The 18,267-nt window shown below is 52.2% G+C and carries 16 protein-coding genes; 11 read left to right on the plus strand and 5 right to left on the minus strand.

Annotated elements, in window-relative coordinates:
* Window positions 1–385: 385 nt before the first annotated feature.
* Together ampG and ACJ9N4_RS12180 are read right to left on the minus strand one after the other, a co-directional pair.
* Window positions 386–1,861 carry a muropeptide MFS transporter AmpG gene (gene ampG / locus ACJ9N4_RS12175; RefSeq protein WP_182273947.1) on the minus strand — a complete coding sequence of 492 codons (1,476 nt, stop codon included), beginning with the start codon at window positions 1,859–1,861 and terminating at the stop codon, window positions 386–388.
* A 46-nt stretch (window positions 1,862–1,907) separates the two neighbouring features.
* The gene (locus tag ACJ9N4_RS12180) at window positions 1,908–2,486 is read right to left on the minus strand and encodes a lipoprotein (protein WP_182273948.1); all 579 of its coding nucleotides are present in this window, start codon (window positions 2,484–2,486) and stop codon (window positions 1,908–1,910) included.
* A 304-nt stretch (window positions 2,487–2,790) separates the two neighbouring features.
* Between ACJ9N4_RS12180 and bolA the strand changes: the two genes are divergently transcribed.
* From bolA to ACJ9N4_RS12225, 9 genes are all read left to right on the plus strand, one after another.
* Window positions 2,791–3,108 carry a transcriptional regulator BolA gene (gene bolA, locus ACJ9N4_RS12185; protein WP_003859051.1) on the plus strand — a complete coding sequence of 106 codons (318 nt, stop codon included), beginning with the start codon at window positions 2,791–2,793 and terminating at the stop codon, window positions 3,106–3,108.
* 330 nt (window positions 3,109–3,438) lie between these two features.
* Entirely contained in the window at window positions 3,439–4,737 is a 1,299-nt protein-coding gene (tig, locus tag ACJ9N4_RS12190; protein ID WP_182273949.1) for a trigger factor, read from the plus strand.
* Between the two features lie 259 nt (window positions 4,738–4,996).
* Window positions 4,997–5,620 carry an ATP-dependent Clp endopeptidase proteolytic subunit ClpP gene (gene clpP / locus ACJ9N4_RS12195; protein WP_014069126.1) on the plus strand — a complete coding sequence of 208 codons (624 nt, stop codon included), beginning with the start codon at window positions 4,997–4,999 and terminating at the stop codon, window positions 5,618–5,620.
* 127 nt (window positions 5,621–5,747) lie between these two features.
* Entirely contained in the window at window positions 5,748–7,022 is a 1,275-nt protein-coding gene (clpX, locus tag ACJ9N4_RS12200) for an ATP-dependent protease ATP-binding subunit ClpX (RefSeq protein WP_182273950.1), read from the plus strand.
* Between the two features lie 183 nt (window positions 7,023–7,205).
* A complete protein-coding gene (gene lon / locus ACJ9N4_RS12205; protein ID WP_182273951.1) occupies window positions 7,206–9,560 on the plus strand; it encodes an endopeptidase La in 2,355 nt (784 codons plus the stop codon).
* Between the two features lie 210 nt (window positions 9,561–9,770).
* Window positions 9,771–10,043: a nucleoid-associated protein HU-beta gene (gene hupB, locus ACJ9N4_RS12210; RefSeq protein WP_010428111.1), complete on the plus strand. Its 273-nt coding sequence runs from the start codon at window positions 9,771–9,773 to the stop codon at window positions 10,041–10,043.
* A gap of 212 nt (window positions 10,044–10,255) precedes the next feature.
* Entirely contained in the window at window positions 10,256–12,130 is a 1,875-nt protein-coding gene (gene ppiD / locus ACJ9N4_RS12215) for a peptidylprolyl isomerase (protein ID WP_182919496.1), read from the plus strand.
* A gap of 148 nt (window positions 12,131–12,278) precedes the next feature.
* Window positions 12,279–12,659, plus strand: a complete 381-nt coding sequence (locus ACJ9N4_RS12220; protein ID WP_182919497.1) for a helix-hairpin-helix domain-containing protein — start codon at window positions 12,279–12,281, stop codon at window positions 12,657–12,659.
* 99 nt (window positions 12,660–12,758) lie between these two features.
* Window positions 12,759–13,157, plus strand: a complete 399-nt coding sequence (locus tag ACJ9N4_RS12225; RefSeq protein WP_182273954.1) for a YbgC/FadM family acyl-CoA thioesterase — start codon at window positions 12,759–12,761, stop codon at window positions 13,155–13,157.
* 62 nt (window positions 13,158–13,219) lie between these two features.
* On the opposite strand, the gene queC is transcribed toward ACJ9N4_RS12225, so the two are convergent.
* Window positions 13,220–13,915: a 7-cyano-7-deazaguanine synthase QueC gene (gene queC / locus ACJ9N4_RS12230; protein WP_182273955.1), complete on the minus strand. Its 696-nt coding sequence runs from the start codon at window positions 13,913–13,915 to the stop codon at window positions 13,220–13,222.
* 66 nt (window positions 13,916–13,981) lie between these two features.
* A complete protein-coding gene (locus ACJ9N4_RS12235) occupies window positions 13,982–15,682 on the minus strand; it encodes an SgrR family transcriptional regulator (RefSeq protein ID WP_182919498.1) in 1,701 nt (566 codons plus the stop codon).
* A gap of 101 nt (window positions 15,683–15,783) precedes the next feature.
* Here ACJ9N4_RS12235 and cof point away from each other — a divergent pair, with 101 nt between their 5' ends.
* Window positions 15,784–16,602, plus strand: a complete 819-nt coding sequence (cof, locus tag ACJ9N4_RS12240; protein WP_182273957.1) for an HMP-PP phosphatase — start codon at window positions 15,784–15,786, stop codon at window positions 16,600–16,602.
* 41 nt (window positions 16,603–16,643) lie between these two features.
* On the opposite strand, the gene ACJ9N4_RS12245 is transcribed toward cof, so the two are convergent.
* Window positions 16,644–17,690 carry a PLP-dependent cysteine synthase family protein gene (locus tag ACJ9N4_RS12245; protein WP_182273958.1) on the minus strand — a complete coding sequence of 349 codons (1,047 nt, stop codon included), beginning with the start codon at window positions 17,688–17,690 and terminating at the stop codon, window positions 16,644–16,646.
* Window positions 17,691–17,805: 115 nt separating this feature from the next.
* Here ACJ9N4_RS12245 and ACJ9N4_RS12250 point away from each other — a divergent pair, with 115 nt between their 5' ends.
* The gene (locus ACJ9N4_RS12250) at window positions 17,806–18,264 is read left to right on the plus strand and encodes an Lrp/AsnC family transcriptional regulator (RefSeq protein WP_182273959.1); all 459 of its coding nucleotides are present in this window, start codon (window positions 17,806–17,808) and stop codon (window positions 18,262–18,264) included.
* Window positions 18,265–18,267 lie beyond the last annotated feature (3 nt).

Below are 18,267 nucleotides of genomic sequence, written 5' to 3' on the forward strand. Positions count from 1 at the left end.
TCAGGAAGGTGTTACCGGGTTCTGCCGCACATGTCACAAGTGTTGCAAATTATGTCGGTTTTTAAGACGAAACCCGCATGGCGTGGGCGTTATAACGAAAGGACCCCCAAGCATACCCTAAAAGGGGCAATTGGTATAACCATTGTGAAAAACACACAAAAAATTAACAATTAATTATCAATAAAAAGACAATTAAAAAACGAAAATTCAATCTTTCAAAAGCTGAATCGGTTAATGAAAAATAGCGTTCTGGAGTAGGCTCCAATAATTTCCAAATGCTATCCCGCACAAAACAGCAAATATTTTTTTTTGCAGCTGGCGGTTATTTCACCGTTATAATTTCGCATGGTGATTACAACGGGAAATAACCTTTCATTTTTTGGCTTCAGGGCACCTGAGTTTTACGTAAAGCCAGAAAATCGAGCGTCCCGCCAGTGAGGATCCCGGCGACGACAAGCAGGGCTCCGGCATTCAGCAGCAGGGATTCAGGAGGAAGCGATAACGAGGTTGTAGCGTTAATCATTAATACCGCCAGCCAGAGTACCAGCGCCAGGCAACCCACCATCAACAAACGTAAGGCAAAACGGTAGGCGCGATGATATTCGGTGCGCGGCATAAAGTGTTCTGTTTGTTGGGTATATTCCAGCGTCTGGCGACAGACCAGCAACAATAGGAGCCCAGGCACTGCCGCAATCACGGAGAAGAGATAGAATGTTGGCCAGCCGTGGGCTTCCACAAACCAGCCAGCAATCGGGCCGACATAGACGCGGCCCACGGCGGACAGCGCCGAAAGCAGGGCGAACTGCGTCGCAGAGAATGATTTGTTGCACAGCGTCATCAGCAGGGCGACAAACGCCGCAGTGCCCATGCCACCACAGAGGTTTTCAAAGAACACCGCCGCTGCCATGCTGATCATATTTTTGTCGGTAATGGAAAGCAGCCAGTAACCCGCGTTAGACGCCCCCTGCAGAATGCCGAAAATCAGGAGTGCCCGGAACAGCGTCAGACGCTGCATCAACACACCGCCGTACAGCGCACCGACGATGGTCGCAAACAACCCGAGGGTTTTGTTCACCACACCGACTTCCCCGGCATCAAACCCGACGCCGCGGATCAGGAAGGTAGTGGTCAGGCTCATTGCAAACGCATCACCCAACTTATAAAGGACGATCAGCAGCAGGATCAGCCAGGCATTGTTTCGGCCAAAGAAATCGCGCAGCGGTTCGGCGACGGCCTGCTCCAGCGAGCGTGGAACTGGAATGACATCGCTCGGTTCGGGGGCGAGCAGGGTGGCAATAATACAGGGTATCAGCAGGACGGCCATCAGCCAGTACATACCCTGCCAGCCGAGATAGCGGTCGGCCAGCCACAGCGCCAGCCCGCCAGAGACAAGCATCCCGAGGCGATAGCCCAGCACGCTGATTGCCGCCCCGGCACCTCGCTCTTCTGCGGGTAACACGTCCGTTTTCCAGGCATCAAAAACGATATCCTGCGAGGCGGAACAGAAGGCGATCACCACGGCAAGGGCCGCCATCCAGCGTAGCTGCGTGGAAGGTTCGAGGAAACCCATCGCGGCAATCGACAGCAGCAGCAGGATCTGGGTCATCACTAACCAACCGCGACGACGTCCCAGGAAAGGTGGGGTATAGCGATCCATCACCGGTGACCACAGAAACTTAAAGACGTAGGCCTGACCGACGAGTGAGAAGAAACCAATAGTTTTGAGATCGATATTCTCGACGGTCATCCAGGCCTGCAATGTGCCGGAGGTGAGTGCGAGTGGTAAACCAGAGGCGAAACCGAGGATCAGCAGAATGGCTGATTTGGGTTGCTGGAAAATGCGTAAGTAATTGCTGGACATGTTTTTATAAGTCTGACCCGGTGAGTCACCGGGTCAGAAAGCAGGATTAACGAGCGTTCTGCTTGATGAAGTCGTGGATGCTGGTGTCCTGTGCCATATCGGAAATGGTGTCGGTCAGCACGCTGTTTACTGCGTTCGCAATGTTCTGGTTGGATGCCTGGAAAGCACCTTCAACAGAGTAACTTGCGCGGTAGTTTTTGGTCATCTTATTGCCGTTCTTCGCGGTGGCAATGATGGCGATATCCGCTTTGGTCGAGATGTTGTAGCGAACGTTACCCTGGGAAACGTCAGCGTACAGGTTGTTCACGATGATCTGCAGATCAACCGCGCCGCTTGGGCCAACCATATAACCGCGCGCGGTCATCTGTTTCTCCAGCACTTCCTGCAGCAGGAAGCGCAGGTCGCGGGAGGCGGTCAGCGTCACTTGCTGGTTATCGCGGGTGACTTTTGCCAGAGCCTGGTCCTGACGCTGGTCGGCACCGTTAATACTTACGGTCACGCCCATCAGGCTTGGATCCTGCTGAGGCAGGGTAATTTTTGGTGAAACATCAATTGTTGTTGGCGGGGTAGCGCAACCTGCCAGCATAAAAAGTGCTACCAACGGAAAGAAGAGTTTTTTTAACATTTCAGGTTCTCAACGAATCGTAAGCAGTTAGAGAGAAAAATTGCCGCCATCATAACATCGCTAACGGCGAGGGGAAGTGGTCAGTGCATGTAAATTCATCGTCTTGTCTGAAAACTGACCTGCTTACCGTTTTTCTCCACCCATGAATGACAAAACGTATGAGCCTCACAGTGGACTTCATCCGTTTGAATGAGAAAATAAGACGAAAGCTAAATATTTGTTGTCTTGTTGTAATGGAAACGGTAAAAGCGGCTAACATTTAAAGGGATGGGTGACATCCTGGCGTTGTCGGAGGAGTAATTTCATGATGATACGTGAGCAGATAGAAGAAAAATTAAGGGCAGCGTTCAACCCTGTGTTCCTCGAAGTCGTCGACGAAAGCTATCGTCATAACGTTCCGGCAGGTTCTGAAAGCCACTTCAAAGTGGTTCTGGTCAGCGATCGCTTCACGGGAGAACGTTTCCTGAACCGACATCGCCTGATCTACAGCACCCTGACGGAAGAACTCTCCACGACCGTACATGCGCTGGCGTTGCATACCTATACCATTAAGGAGTGGGAAGGTCTGCAGGATACGGTATTCGCATCACCTCCCTGCCGTGGTGCAGGCACCATAGCCTGAAAAATCGGATTTGCAACCGCTGGAGTTTTTCCAGTATGTTGCATAGAGATTTCGTCAAAACGGCCTTCGGGCCGTTTTGTTTTGTCTGAGTTTTGAGCGTATGGCGCGTTTTTAAGGCTAAAAATAGCCTTAAAGTGTGAAAAAAGCCGCAGCAACATGTCCCAACCGTTCTCGACTCACCTAAGTGATGCCGCTATAATGCCGCGTCTTAATGAATGTCTTCGGGATGATTCTGGCGACAGGGAATGTGAATCTGCACTAAGAGAGCATCCCGGTAAAACAGACAGATTCAGAGTTGACCGAGCACTGTGATTTTTTTGAGGTAACAAGATGCAAGTTTCAGTTGAAACCACTCAAGGCCTTGGCCGCCGTGTAACGATTACTATCGCTGCTGACAGCATCGAAACTGCTGTGAAAAGCGAGCTGGTCAACGTATCAAAGAAAGTACGTATTGACGGCTTCCGTAAGGGCAAAGTACCAATGAATGTTGTTGCTCAGCGTTATGGCGCTTCCGTGCGTCAGGATGTGCTGGGTGAACTGATGAGCCGCAACTTTATCGATGCGATCATCAAAGAAAAAATCAATCCGGCTGGCGCGCCAAACTACGTTCCAGGCGAATACAAACTGGGCGAAGACTTCACCTACTCTGTAGAGTTCGAAGTGTACCCGGAAGTTGAGCTGACAGGTCTGGAATCTATCGAAGTTGAAAAACCGATTGTTTCCGTGACTGACGAAGACGTGGACGGCATGCTGGACACCCTGCGCAAGCAGCAGGCGAACTGGAAAGAAAAAGAAGGCGCTGTTGACGCTGAAGACCGTGTCACCATCGACTTCACCGGCTCTGTAGACGGCGAAGAGTTCGAAGGCGGCAAAGCGTCTGACTTCGTACTGGCAATGGGCCAGGGTCGTATGATCCCAGGCTTCGAAGACGGTATCAAAGGCCGCAAGGCTGGCGAAGAGTTCACCATCGACGTGACCTTCCCGGAAGAATACCACGCTGAAAACCTGAAAGGGAAAGCAGCGAAGTTCGTTATCAACCTGAAGAAAGTTGAAGAGCGTGAACTGCCAGAACTGACCGAAGAATTTATCAAACGTTTCGGCGTGGAAGATGGTTCTGTCGCGGGTCTGCGTACCGAAGTGCGTAAAAACATGGAACGCGAGCTGAACGGTGCTGTGCGTAACCGTGTTAAATCTCAGGCGATCGAAGGTCTGGTGAAAGCGAACGACATCGACGTTCCTGCTGCCCTGATCGACAGCGAAATCGACGTTCTGCGCCGTCAGGCTGCACAGCGTTTCGGTGGCAACCAGCAGCAAGCGATGGAACTGCCACGTGAGCTGTTCGAAGAGCAAGCGAAACGCCGTGTTGTTGTTGGCCTGCTGCTGGGCGAAGTCATTCGTACCCACGAGCTGAAAGCTGACGAAGAACGTGTGAAAGGCCTGATCGAAGAGATGGCTTCTGCATACGAAGATCCATCAGAAGTTATCGAGTTCTACGGTAAGAACAAAGAGCTGATGGACAACATGCGCAACGTTGCGCTGGAAGAGCAGGCTGTTGAAGCGGTACTGGCGAAAGCTAAAGTGTCCGAAAAAGCGACCTCTTTCAACGAACTGATGAACCAGCAGGCGTAATTTCGCCCCAACGGTTTAAAGTTTGAACAGAAAACCCGTTGCCTTCCGGCGACGGGTTTTTTTTATCGCGCCAATAGCCCAGGAAGAGTGCTAAAACGCCCTTTCAGTGTTAGCGTAACAACAAAAGGTTGTTATGCTTGAAATAGGGCGATGCGAACCCCATAAGTATGTAATCACGATGAATGAGACTGGCTGATAATCCGTCCGTAAGGTTACAATCAGACAGCAGGTGTTTTCAATTTTGATCCAGGAGACGGAAATGTCATACAGTGGCGAACGAGATAACTTTGCACCCCATATGGCTCTGGTGCCAATGGTTATTGAACAGACCTCACGTGGTGAGCGTTCTTTTGATATCTATTCCCGTCTGCTCAAGGAACGCGTTATCTTTCTGACCGGCCAGGTGGAAGACCACATGGCTAACCTGATCGTGGCGCAGATGCTGTTTCTGGAAGCGGAAAACCCGGAAAAAGACATTTACCTGTATATTAACTCACCGGGCGGTGTGATTACGGCGGGTATGTCTATTTACGATACCATGCAATTCATCAAGCCGGACGTGAGTACTATTTGTATGGGACAGGCTGCATCTATGGGGGCCTTCCTGTTAACCGCTGGGGCCAAGGGCAAGCGTTTCTGCCTGCCAAACTCCCGCGTGATGATTCACCAGCCGCTGGGTGGTTACCAGGGTCAGGCGACGGATATTGAAATCCACGCCCGCGAAATCCTGAAAGTAAAAGCGCGCATGAATGAACTTATGGCGCAGCATACGGGTCAATCCCTCGAGCAGATCGAGCGCGATACCGAGCGCGATCGCTTCCTCTCTGCACCTGAGGCAGTTGAGTACGGCTTAGTCGACTCTGTTTTGACCCATCGTAATTGATGCCTACGACGCGAGTGTGCCGCTATACTAAAGTAAGGCGGCACGCTGCCTGAGAGCAGCTTGCGTCTGAGAATGGTATTTGCGTCGTCATGTGCGGCACAAAGAACTTAAAAAGAGGTTTGGACTCATGACAGATAAACGCAAAGATGGTTCGGGCAAACTGCTGTACTGCTCTTTTTGCGGCAAAAGCCAGCATGAAGTGCGTAAACTGATTGCCGGGCCGTCCGTGTATATCTGCGACGAATGTGTCGACTTATGTAACGACATCATCCGCGAAGAGATTAAAGAAGTCGCCCCGCACCGTGAGCGTAGCGCGTTGCCAACACCGCATGAAATTCGTCATCATCTTGACGACTATGTCATCGGTCAGGAGCAGGCTAAGAAAGTGCTGGCGGTGGCGGTATATAACCACTACAAACGTCTGCGTAACGGCGATACCAGCAATGGTGTAGAGCTGGGTAAAAGTAACATTCTGCTGATTGGCCCAACCGGTTCCGGTAAAACGCTGCTGGCAGAAACGCTGGCACGTCTGCTGGATGTTCCGTTCACGATGGCAGATGCCACCACCCTGACCGAAGCCGGTTATGTGGGTGAAGACGTGGAAAACATCATCCAGAAATTGCTGCAGAAGTGTGATTACGACGTACAGAAAGCACAGCGCGGGATCGTCTATATCGATGAAATCGATAAGATTTCCCGTAAATCAGACAACCCGTCTATCACCCGTGACGTGTCGGGCGAAGGTGTACAGCAGGCACTGCTGAAGCTGATTGAAGGTACCGTTGCTGCGGTTCCACCTCAGGGGGGCCGTAAACATCCGCAACAGGAGTTCCTGCAGGTTGATACCTCCAAGATCCTGTTCATCTGTGGTGGTGCGTTCGCGGGCCTGGATAAAGTGATCTCCCACCGTGTTGAAACCGGCTCCGGCATTGGTTTCGGCGCGACGGTGAAATCGACGTCTGAAAAACCGAACGAGGGCGAACTGCTCTCTCAGGTAGAACCAGAAGATCTGATCAAATTCGGTCTGATCCCTGAGTTTATTGGCCGTCTGCCGGTTGTGGCAACGCTGAACGAACTGAGTGAAGAAGCGCTGATTCAGATCCTGAAAGAACCGAAAAACGCCCTGACCAAGCAGTATCAGGCGCTGTTCAATCTGGAAGGCGTTGAGCTGGAATTCCGCGATGAAGCGCTGGATGCGATTGCGAAGAAAGCGATGGTCCGTAAAACCGGCGCGCGTGGTCTGCGTTCTATCGTAGAAGCGGCACTGCTCGATACCATGTACGATCTGCCGTCTATGGAAGATGTCGAGAAAGTGGTGATTGACGAGTCTGTTATTGGCGGTCAGAGCAAGCCGCTGCTGATTTATGGTAAGCCTGAAGCGCAGCAGGCATCTGGCGAATAATTCACCAAATCATACAAGCAGTTAATCAAAAAGGGGGGATTTTATCTCCCCTTTTATTTTTCCGACTTCATGGCGTTGAATGTGTGGAATACATCCCCATATACTGCTTACATGTTAATGGTTGTGTGAAGCACAGTCACATAACCAGTTTACCTGGCGGACACTAAACTAAGAGAGAGCTCTATGAATCCTGAGCGTTCTGAACGCATTGAAATCCCCGTATTGCCGTTGCGCGATGTGGTGGTTTATCCGCACATGGTCATACCCTTATTTGTAGGGCGGGAAAAATCTATCCGTTGCCTCGAAGCTGCCATGGATCATGATAAAAAAATCATGTTGGTTGCGCAGAAGGAAGCATCAACGGATGAGCCGGGTGTAAACGATCTTTTCACCGTCGGGACCGTGGCCTCTATTTTGCAGATGCTGAAGTTGCCTGATGGCACCGTAAAGGTGCTGGTAGAAGGCTTGCAGCGTGCGCGTATTACCACTCTGTCTGACAATGGCGAACACTTCTCTGCAAAGGCAGAGTATCTTGATTCGCCTCAGCTTGATGAACGCGAGCAGGAAGTGCTGGTACGCACTGCGATTAGCCAGTTTGAAGGCTATATCAAGCTGAACAAGAAAATCCCACCAGAAGTGCTGACGTCGCTGAACAGCATTGACGACCCTGCACGTCTGGCGGATACCATCGCTGCACATATGCCGCTGAAGCTGGCTGACAAACAGTCCGTGCTGGAAATGTCCGACGTTAACGAACGTCTGGAATACCTGATGGCGATGATGGAATCTGAAATCGATCTGCTCCAGGTTGAGAAGCGTATTCGCAACCGCGTGAAAAAGCAGATGGAAAAATCTCAGCGTGAGTACTATCTGAACGAGCAAATGAAAGCCATTCAGAAAGAACTCGGCGAGATGGAAGATGCGCCGGATGAAAACGAAGCGCTGAAGCGTAAGATCGACGCGGCAAAAATGCCGAAAGAGGCAAAAGAGAAAGCGGAAGCAGAACTGCAGAAGCTGAAAATGATGTCTCCGATGTCGGCTGAAGCGACCGTTGTGCGCGGCTACATTGAATGGATGGTACAGGTTCCGTGGAATGCCCGCAGCAAGGTCAAAAAAGACCTGCGTCAGGCTCAGGAGATCCTGGACACCGACCACTACGGCCTGGAGCGCGTGAAAGATCGCATTCTTGAGTACCTCGCGGTACAAAGCCGTGTGAACAAAATTAAAGGGCCAATCCTGTGCCTGGTAGGGCCTCCAGGGGTGGGTAAAACCTCTCTGGGCCAGTCCATCGCCAAAGCGACCGGACGTAAGTATATCCGTATGGCGCTGGGTGGTGTACGTGATGAAGCGGAAATCCGCGGTCACCGTCGTACCTACATCGGTTCTATGCCGGGTAAACTGATCCAGAAGATGGCGAAAGTGGGCGTTAAAAACCCGCTGTTCCTGCTTGATGAGATCGACAAAATGTCTTCGGACATGCGTGGCGATCCGGCGTCAGCTCTGCTGGAAGTGCTTGATCCAGAACAGAACGTGGCATTCAGCGATCACTACCTGGAAGTGGACTACGACCTGAGCGATGTGATGTTCGTGGCGACCTCCAACTCCATGAACATTCCGGCACCGCTGCTGGACCGTATGGAAGTGATCCGTTTGTCCGGTTATACCGAAGATGAGAAGCTGAACATTGCGAAGCAGCACCTGCTGCCGAAGCAGATTGAGCGTAATGCGCTGAAAGCTAACGAGTTGACGGTAGAAGACAGTGCAATTGTCGGTATTATTCGCTACTACACCCGTGAAGCCGGCGTGCGTAGCCTTGAGCGTGAAATCTCCAAACTGTGTCGTAAGGCGGTTAAACAGCTGCTGCTGGATAAGAGCCTGAAACACATTGTGATTAACGGCGACAATCTGCATGCGTATCTGGGCGTTCAGCGCTTCGACTATGGGCGTGCGGACAACGAAAACCGCGTAGGCCAGGTCACCGGTCTGGCATGGACGGAAGTGGGCGGCGATCTGCTGACCATTGAAACGGCCAGTGTGCCGGGTAAAGGCAAACTGACCTATACCGGTTCTCTGGGTGAAGTCATGCAAGAGTCCATTCAGGCTGCTCTGACCGTGGTACGTGCGCGTGCAGAAAAACTGGGTATCAACCCGGATTTCTACGAAAAACGCGACATCCACGTTCACGTTCCTGAAGGGGCAACGCCGAAAGATGGCCCAAGCGCAGGTATTGCCATGTGTACCGCTCTGGTCTCCTGTCTGACAGGGAACCCGGTGCGTGCTGATGTGGCGATGACGGGTGAAATCACCCTGCGTGGTCAGGTTCTGCCAATTGGTGGCTTAAAAGAAAAACTGCTGGCGGCACACCGTGGTGGGATCAAAATCGTATTGATCCCTGACGAAAACAAACGCGATCTGGAAGAGATTCCGGACAACGTTATTGCCGATCTGCAGATCCATCCGGTGAAACGCATTGAGGAAGTTCTGACTCTCGCACTGCAGAATGAGCCTTCCGGAATGCAGGTTGTAACCGCAAAATAGTGACCTTGCGCAAATAGCGCCAAGAAAAACAAGGCTGGAAAGTCATTTCGGACTTGCCAGCCTTTTTTTGTATAGCTAATTTAGATTGCTGATTGGGTTAGCCATCAACAACGAGTGTTGTAAGGTCATGGCTGGCCTGATATAAATGCTGCGCGGTCGCGCTGTGAAGGATTCAGGCGCGATATAAATTATAAAGAGAGGAAGAGAACAGTGAATAAATCTCAACTGATTGACAAAATTGCTGCTGGTGCTGATATTTCTAAAGCTGCAGCTGGACGTGCGTTAGATGCATTAATTGCTTCTGTTACTGAATCTCTGCAGTCTGGGGACGACGTTGCACTGGTAGGCTTCGGTACTTTTGCTGTTAAAGAGCGTGCTGCCCGTACTGGCCGCAACCCTCAAACCGGTAAAGAGATCACCATTGCTGCCGCTAAAGTGCCGGGTTTCCGTGCAGGTAAAGCGCTGAAAGACGCAGTAAACTGATTGCTTTCCCGTTTCCGGGAAGCTGAAAAGTACAAGGGCGCATCATTTGATGTGCCTTTTTTGTTTGTCCAGACCTGATTTGTGCGAGTTTATGCGAGTTGTGGGCTGACAATCGCCCTGTTTTCTTGTCACAATACGCCTTTACGCGCGACGGTCAGGATTTTCCGTCAGCGTCAGGTAACCAGTCACCTACAGCGGAGTGTTGTTACACCATGATGGACAGCTTACGCACGGCTGCTAACAGTCTCGTGCTCAAGATTATTTTCGGTATCATTATCGTGTCGTTCATATTGACCGGCGTGAGCAGCTACCTTATTGGCGGTAGCGCGAACTATGCCGCAAAAGTGAATGGCCAGGAAATTAGCCGTGGGCAGTTCGAGAACGCTTTTGCTGGTGAACGTAACCGTATGCAGCAACAGCTGGGCGACCAATTCTCTGAGCTGGCAGCGAACGAAGGTTATATGAAAACCCTGCGTCAGCAGACGCTGAACCGACTCATTGACGAAGCACTGCTGGATCAGTATGCGAAAAGCCTGGGGCTGGGCATCAGCGACCAGCAGGTCAAAAAGGCTATCTTCGCGACGTCAGCATTCCAGTCTAACGGCAAATTCGACAATACCCGTTACAACAGTATCGTCAACCAGATGGGTATGACGGCCGATCAATACGCGCAGGCTCTGCGTAATCAGCTGACCACTCAGCAACTCATTAATGCCGTTGTTGGCACAGATTTCATGCTCAAAGGTGAAACTGATGAGCTGGCTGCACTGGTGTCTCAGCAGCGTGTTGTGCGTGAAGCAACCATTGATGTGAATGCCCTGGCGGCTAAACAGCAGGTCAGCGACGCAGACGTTAACGCTTACTACGAGCAGAACAAGAACAACTTTGTTGCCCCTGAGCAGTTCCGCGTAAGCTATATCAAGCTGGATGCGGCTGCACTGCAGGAAACTGCATCTGATGCGGAAATTCAGTCTTACTATGACCAGCATCAGGATCAGTTCACTCAGCCTCAGCGTAACCGTTACAGCGTGATCCAGACCAAAACTGAGGCAGATGCCAAAGCGGTACTGGATGAGCTGAGCAAAGGCGCAGATTTCGCAACCGTGGCGAAAGCAAAATCCACCGACATTATCTCTGCCAAAAATGGTGGTGATATGGGCTGGCTGGAAGAGGGCACAACGCCTGACGAACTGAAAAATGCGGGTCTGAAAGACAAAGGCCAGATGTCTGGCGTTATTAAGTCTTCCGTTGGTTTCCTGGTCGCTCGTCTGGATGATATCGAAGCCGCGAAAACCAAGGCGCTGGCTGACGTGCGTGATGACATCGCGGCAAAAGTGAAGCAGGAAAAAGCGCTGGATGCCTACTACGCCCTGCAGCAGAAAGTGAGCGATGCGGCGAGCAACGATAACGAATCTCTGGCAGGTGCAGAGCAGGCGGCAGGTGTGAAAGCGGTTGAGACGGGCTGGTTTGGTCGTAACAACCTGCCGGAAGAACTGAACTTCAAACCGGTTTCTGATGCTATCTTCAATGGCGGTCTGGTCGGTGAGAACGGTACTCCGGGCAGCAACTCAGACATCATTACTGTTGACGGTGACCGTGCCTTCGTTCTGCGTGTCAGCGAGCACAAAGCTGAAGCGGTAAAACCGCTGGCAGAGGTCAAAGATCAGGTTGTTGCACAGGTTAAGCACAACAAAGCTGAACAGCAGGCAAAACTGGATGCTGAGAAGCTTCTGGTCGCTCTGAAAGCAGGTAAAGGCGATGACGCACTGAAAGCGGCGGGTCTGAGCTTCGGCGAGGCGAAAACGCTGAGCCGTACCGGTCAGGATCCTGTTAGCCAGGTGGTATTTGGCCTGAGCCTGCCGGCGAAGGACAAGCCAAGCTTCGGTACGACAACCGATATGCAGGGTAACGTGGTTCTGCTGGCACTTGATGAAGTCAAAGCGGGCACCATGCCAGAAGAGCAAAAGAAAGCGATGGTTCAGGGCATTACCCAGAACAACGCCCAGATTGCTTTCGAGGCGATGATGAGCAACCTGCGTAAAGACGCTAAAATTAAGCTGGGCGATATAATCACTCAGCAGCAATAATTACGTATCTGCTCGCAGATTTTCGTAACGCTCTGCAAAAACTAAAGGCCGCTTTCGCGGCCTTTTCCATTTCTGCAATCTGCTGTTTGTACCTGTTGTGGCGGGCGGCTATCGTGGCGTGGCTGTCAACAAACAAGGAGAAAACAGCATGAAACGTGGAATCAAAGCACTGTTAATTACGCTGACTATTGCCACCACCGGGATGAACGCTGGCGCACTGGCGGCATCCCCGGCTGCGAAAACGCCGGTCGCCCAAAGTCAGGCCGAGACGCCAGTGCAAACGAATGCACCAGCCAAAACCTCCGGGAGTAGCAAAGCAACTGACGACGATGGTTCGCGAGTCAGTATCAATTCGGCATCTGCAGAAGATCTCGCTCGCGTGATGAATGGTGTCGGGCTGAAGAAGGCGCAGGCCATCGTCAGCTACCGTGAAGAGTACGGTCCCTTTAAAACTGTCGACGATCTGAAGCAGGTTCCGGGGATGGGCAGTTCACTGGTTGAGCGCAATCTCTCACACCTGACGTTGTAATTACGCAATTTCTTGCACTGCGGCAAAAATTTGCCAGGATAAAGAGGTCATACCAGTTGTGACCTCAAATCCTACAATAACAGTAAAGGCTATTGCGCTATGCAGACAAAAATCAAAGTACGCGGTTATCACCTCGATGTTTACCAGCATGTGAACAACGCCCGTTATCTCGAGTTTCTTGAAGAAGCACGCTGGGACGGGCTGGAAAACAGCGAAAGCTTTCAGTGGCTGACTGCGCACAACATCGCGTTTGTGGTCGTCAATATCAATATTAACTACCGTCGTCCCGCCGTGCTGGGGGATGTGCTTACCGTCACCAGCAAGGTACAACAGCTTAACGGGAAGAGCGGTGTACTCAGCCAGGTGGTGACGCTGGATCCTGAAGGGCAGGTGGTTGCCGACGCACTGATCACCTTTGTCTGTATCGATCTTAAAACCCAGAAAGCGCTGCCGCTGGAAGGGGAGTTGCGTGAAAAGCTGGAGTCGATGATCGTGTAGGATTTGTTCCGGAGTACCCGTGCTGTCGGTGTAAAACGTTTCGACAGCACGGCGGCGTTGCCTTATTTCAGCCCGGTCTTTTTCTGCATTGACGCCATCACGCCAGCCTTGTCAGCAAGGTAGTGATTCAGCCCATTAGCACGCAGATTACAGGCGGCGCACTGACCACAACCGTCACCTTTAATGCCGTTGTAGCAGGTCAGGGTTTCGTTGCGAACCAAATCCAGCTTGCCCCAGTAGTCTGCCAGCGCCCAGGTTTCTGCTTTATCGAGCCACATCAGCGGCGTTTCAAAGCGGGTTTCCTTCGCCATACCCAGATTGACGGCATGGTTGAGCGCTCTGACGAATTCGTCACGGCAGTCCGGGTAGCCGGAAAAATCAGTCTCGCACACGCCGGTGATCACTGCTTCGGCTTTGACCTGGTAAGCATAAATCGCCGTCAGGGTCAGAAAGAGGATATTGCGGCCAGGTACAAAGGTATTTGGAATACCGCTGGCATCAGGTTCGTAATCAGGAACGGGGATACTGTCGCGGGTGAGGCTGCTTACGGCCAGTTCATTTAGCAGCGTAACGTCCAGCACCTTGTGCGCGCGTGCACCCAGTTTCAGCGCCAGTTCACGGGCAACGTCGATTTCAGCGCGGTGACGCTGACCATAATCGAAGGTGACGCAGTGAACTTCATCATATTGATGAAGAGCCTGAACCAGGCAGGTTGTGGAATCTTGTCCTCCGCTGAACACGACGACGGCACGTTTCATAAATCATCTCGACAGTTACGGTAAAAACATCATGTTACCGTCTGACTGCAGTGGCGACCAGCTTCTTCATGATTTGGAGGCCGGAAGCCAGGCTTCTGTGAAATCAAACCAGCCGCGGGTGTTGAGCCGTATGCCATTGACCCCCGGTGGAGCGCTGATTTGATACTGGTAGTTAAACAGCGGTGTCAGCACCGCGTTTTCCATCAACTGGCTAAAAATGGCTTTCAGGCCGATATGCCGGGCCTGTTCATCGGCCTGGGTCTGGACTGCATCCAGCGTGGCCTGAAGATGAGCAAATTGCGGCGCACTCAGCAGGTGGGGCCAGAGCGTATCGCAACGGAGCCACTGCTCAAGCGTATATTCCGGCGCTTCGCCAATAAGCCGGTCTCCCATCATGATGTCTGCATCTGCAAGGTGCTGGCACCCGTCCCACGTTTTGGCATCGTGAAAGATAATCGTCAGTTCGCAGCCATGCCGGGCGAGATACTGCTTTAGCTGACTTGTCATGGTGTGTAACTCAACGGGCAAATGGTAAACCAGCGTCAGTTTTTCAGGCAGAGGAACGTGCGTTAAATCCGCCCAGTGGGGAATACACCACCCCGGAAGCAGTTCCTGGGTTGGGGTGATCAACCCTTCATTCAGCGGAAGTGTGTGCAGGAGTCTGGAGAGGTGGATGATATTAATGAGCCGCCTTGCCTGCATTTCGCTGAGGTGTGGGGTCTGTTTCAGGGTGAGATAACAGAAACCCAGACTGGTGCTGCTACTTACCAGCCGCAGGCTCTCCAGCTCTTCAGGCTCACCAATGGCGATTTGCACTGGATGACGGCAGCTTGTCCCCAGCCCATAGTCAAAAAGCTGTGGTGTGATCCAGTATTCAATCGCTTTCAGTAACGGGTGGCTAAGATGGTACTGCTCGTGGCTTTCCAGGCGAACCAAATCGGGATCGTACACGCTCAGTCTGAAGGGACCGCTTCCCGTCATGGGCTGGTCGGGGTGGGCAAGGCGACTGCAGTAGGTTGCCAGACGGTGGGCCAGCCAGAAATCTGGCTGATGCAGAATAAACGTCAGACACTGCGGATGCGTCACTTCAATGCGTAATACGCTCTGAAACAGCTTACGCAGGGCAGGTAACGCCAGCAGCGCCGTCAGGCTTCGCTGTAGCTGTTGCGTCTCGATTTTATCGCCGTTGTGCCAGTGCAGCGTGGAACGGATGTAAAAATGCCAGCGCAGGCCGTCAGGCGATACCTCCCAGTGATGCGCCAGATCGCCTGTGGGTTCACTGCTGTTGCCATTAAAGCGCGTCAGACCGGAGAAGACTTGCCCTGCCAGATGTTGCTCTGCCCGACCTGGTAAAAAACCTGGATGAAGCGGATCAAGCGAGCGGTAATAGGGAATACGCAGCGTCGGGGTATCGTTTTGCCAAAGCCCACCCAGAAACGGATGCAGCAACGCACGTAACTCTTCGGGGGCAAGCTGCGCCAGTTCAAGGGCGTTATGCTGCTGCCCACTCTTCAGCGCCTCTTCCATCATCGTATTGCGCAGCGATTCCGGCGTCACGTGGAATGTCAGCTCACCGCGTTTGCCACGGCCAGACTGAGCATGCCAGCTTAGCCAGCCTGCCTCCTGCGCCTGACGTAAAAGCGTACGTACATGCCGCTCGCTGCAAAAACAGCGGCTGGCAAGTTCGGTGACGGTGGCCTGCTGTGGCGCACCCTCAGAAGGTTGCCACAAACGTTGATACTGCTTAAGACGGTTAAGCTGGCGCATGATAAACCCGGAACAATAATTATCATCTATTCACTATTACTTCCGTATATCTCACGTAATACTGATGCACAAGTTAATCGCATCACATTTCGGGAGTAATCATGGCCAGGCTCGCTGCATTTGATATGGACGGTACTCTGTTAATGCCGGATCACCGTTTAGGGGAGAAAACCCTGAGCACCCTGAAGCGCCTGCATGAACGTGATGTCACCCTGACGTTCGCCACTGGCCGTCATGTGCTGGAGATGCGCCATCTGCTGGGGGCATTTTCCCTTGATGCGTTCCTGATAACCGGTAACGGAACACGCATTCACTCCGTTGAAGGCGATGTGTTGCACCGTCGGGATCTCAACCCGGAAGTGGCGGATATCGTGCTACACAGCACCTGGGATACGCAGGCCAGCGTGCATGTCTTTAACGATGACGGCTGGTTTACCGGAAGTGAAATTCCTGAGCTGCTGCATGCACATGTTTACAGCGGTTTTAAGTACCAGCTTACCGATCTGCGTCGTATTCCTGCCCATGCGGTGACCAAGATCTGTTTCTGTGGCGATCACGACGATCTCTGCCGTTTACGTATTCAGCTGAATGAGGTTTTAGGCGACCGGGCGCACCTGACCTTCTCAGCAGTGGATTGTCTGGAAGTGCTGCCAGTGGGCTGTAATAAAGGCTCAGCCCTGGCGGTACTGAGTAACCACCTGGGCTTTACGATGCAGGATTGTATGGCGTTTGGCGACGCCATGAATGACCGCGAGATGCTGGGTAGCGTCGGTCGCGGTCTGATAATGGGGAATGCGATGCCGCAGTTAATTGCAGAGCTTCCTCATCTGCCGGTTATCGGACACTGCCGTAACGAAGCGGTGTCCCATTTTTTGACGCATTGGCTGGACAAAAACAACCTCCCGTATTCCCCCGAATAGTGAGACCCTTCCAGCAAGCCAGACTTCGGTCTGGCTTTTTTTTATTTCACCCACTGCATAATCTGCGTTTTCCACGGCTCAATATCGCCAATATTGGCCTGCACCCATTCTGCGTTGTAATAGGTGTCGAGGTAACGTTCGCCGCTGTCGCACAGTAACGTGACGACAGAACCGGTACGGCCTTCTTCGCGCATCCGGACGGCAAGCTGCAGCGCGCCCCACATATTGGTACCGGTTGAGGCACCGACTTTACGACCAAGCTGTGTTTCCAGCCAGTGCGCCGTTGCAACGCTGGCGGCGTCCGGCACGCGGAGCATCTCATCCACGACATCAGGAATGAACGAAGGCTCCACGCGCGGGCGGCCAATTCCTTCAATTTTACTGCCTACCGGGCTGCGCAGTTCTGCATTGCGGTTTTGCCAGTAGTCGAGGAACACGGAGTTCTGCGGGTCAACCACCATCAGTTGGGTATCGTAGCCCTGACAGCGGATGTAACGCCCGATGGTGGCGGATGTACCACCGGTACCGGCGCTCATCACAATGTACGAGGGTACAGGGTGCGGCTCGTGGGTCATCTGACGGAAAATACTGTCGGCAATGTTGTTATTGCCGCGCCAGTCGGTGGCGCGTTCGGCGAAGGTGAACTGATCCATATAGTGACCGTTCAGTTCGCGTGCCAGCATTTCAGAGGCGGCATAGATTTCGCAGGCGCTTTCCACAAAGTGGCAGCGTCCGCCGTAAAATTCGATCTGCTCTATTTTGCGTTTCGCCGTACAGGAGGGCATCACGGCGATAAACGGCAGACCCAGCAGACGGGCAAAGTAGGCTTCGGATACGGCGGTTGAACCCGATGAGGATTCAATGATGGTGGTGCCTTCTTTGATCCAGCCGTTACATAAACCGTATAAGAATAGCGAACGCGCCAGGCGGTGCTTCAGGCTACCGGTTGGATGGGTGCTTTCATCCTTCAGGTAGAGCTGAATGCCAGCCAGTCCCGGCAGGGCGAGGCGGATTAAATGGGTATCTGCCGAGCGCTGGTAGTCGGCATTGATTTCGCTGATGGCATGTTTAACCCAGGTGCTATTCATCGTAGTTATCCGTTTGTCATTTTGTGCCCAGCATAGCGAAAAGCACAGAAAAAATTGTTGCTATCTGGCCTTTAAAATAGAATGAAGGGAGAAAAATTTTCTCTGTGAGGTGGGTATGCTAGATAAAATTGACCGCAAGCTGCTTTCATTGCTGCAAAGCGACTGCACCCTCTCTTTGCAGGCGTTGGCAGATGCCGTTAATCTGACCACCACACCCTGCTGGAAGCGACTCAAGAAGCTGGAAGATGACGGCATTCTGTTGGGGCGCGTTGCGTTGCTGGACCCTGAAAAGCTGGGGCTTGGGCTGACGGCATTTGTGCTGATAAAAACGCAGCACCACAGCAGCGAGTGGTATTGCCGCTTCGTGACCCAGGTTTCTGACATGCCGGAAGTACTCGGCTTCTGGCGTATGGCAGGGGAATACGATTATCTGATGCGCGTCCAGGTCGCCGATATGAAGCGTTATGATGATTTTTACAAGCGGCTGGTCAACAGCGTACCGGGCTTGTCGGACGTCACCTCAAGCTTTGCGATGGAACAGATTAAATACACCACCGCATTACCCATTGATTAATTA

It is taken from the genome of Enterobacter sp. LM3 (genome assembly GCF_046622475.1).
Classification (GTDB): domain Bacteria; phylum Pseudomonadota; class Gammaproteobacteria; order Enterobacterales; family Enterobacteriaceae; genus Enterobacter; species Enterobacter cloacae_P.

Excerpts from the sequence above, each read along its gene's own strand:
- ampG (WP_182273947.1), bottom strand. The coding sequence starts at position 1,861 with ATGTCCAGCAATTACTTACGCATTTTCCAGCAACCCAAATCAGCCATT.
- ACJ9N4_RS12180 (WP_182273948.1), bottom strand. The coding sequence starts at position 2,486 with ATGTTAAAAAAACTCTTCTTTCCGTTGGTAGCACTTTTTATGCTGGCA.
- bolA (WP_003859051.1), top strand. The coding sequence starts at position 2,791 with ATGATGATACGTGAGCAGATAGAAGAAAAATTAAGGGCAGCGTTCAAC.
- tig (WP_182273949.1), top strand. The coding sequence starts at position 3,439 with ATGCAAGTTTCAGTTGAAACCACTCAAGGCCTTGGCCGCCGTGTAACG.
- clpP (WP_014069126.1), top strand. The coding sequence starts at position 4,997 with ATGTCATACAGTGGCGAACGAGATAACTTTGCACCCCATATGGCTCTG.
- clpX (WP_182273950.1), top strand. The coding sequence starts at position 5,748 with ATGACAGATAAACGCAAAGATGGTTCGGGCAAACTGCTGTACTGCTCT.
- lon (WP_182273951.1), top strand. The coding sequence starts at position 7,206 with ATGAATCCTGAGCGTTCTGAACGCATTGAAATCCCCGTATTGCCGTTG.
- ppiD (WP_182919496.1), top strand. The coding sequence starts at position 10,256 with ATGATGGACAGCTTACGCACGGCTGCTAACAGTCTCGTGCTCAAGATT.
- ACJ9N4_RS12220 (WP_182919497.1), top strand. The coding sequence starts at position 12,279 with ATGAAACGTGGAATCAAAGCACTGTTAATTACGCTGACTATTGCCACC.
- ACJ9N4_RS12225 (WP_182273954.1), top strand. The coding sequence starts at position 12,759 with ATGCAGACAAAAATCAAAGTACGCGGTTATCACCTCGATGTTTACCAG.
- queC (WP_182273955.1), bottom strand. The coding sequence starts at position 13,915 with ATGAAACGTGCCGTCGTCGTGTTCAGCGGAGGACAAGATTCCACAACC.
- ACJ9N4_RS12235 (WP_182919498.1), bottom strand. The coding sequence starts at position 15,682 with ATGCGCCAGCTTAACCGTCTTAAGCAGTATCAACGTTTGTGGCAACCT.
- cof (WP_182273957.1), top strand. The coding sequence starts at position 15,784 with ATGGCCAGGCTCGCTGCATTTGATATGGACGGTACTCTGTTAATGCCG.
- ACJ9N4_RS12245 (WP_182273958.1), bottom strand. The coding sequence starts at position 17,690 with ATGAATAGCACCTGGGTTAAACATGCCATCAGCGAAATCAATGCCGAC.
- ACJ9N4_RS12250 (WP_182273959.1), top strand. The coding sequence starts at position 17,806 with ATGCTAGATAAAATTGACCGCAAGCTGCTTTCATTGCTGCAAAGCGAC.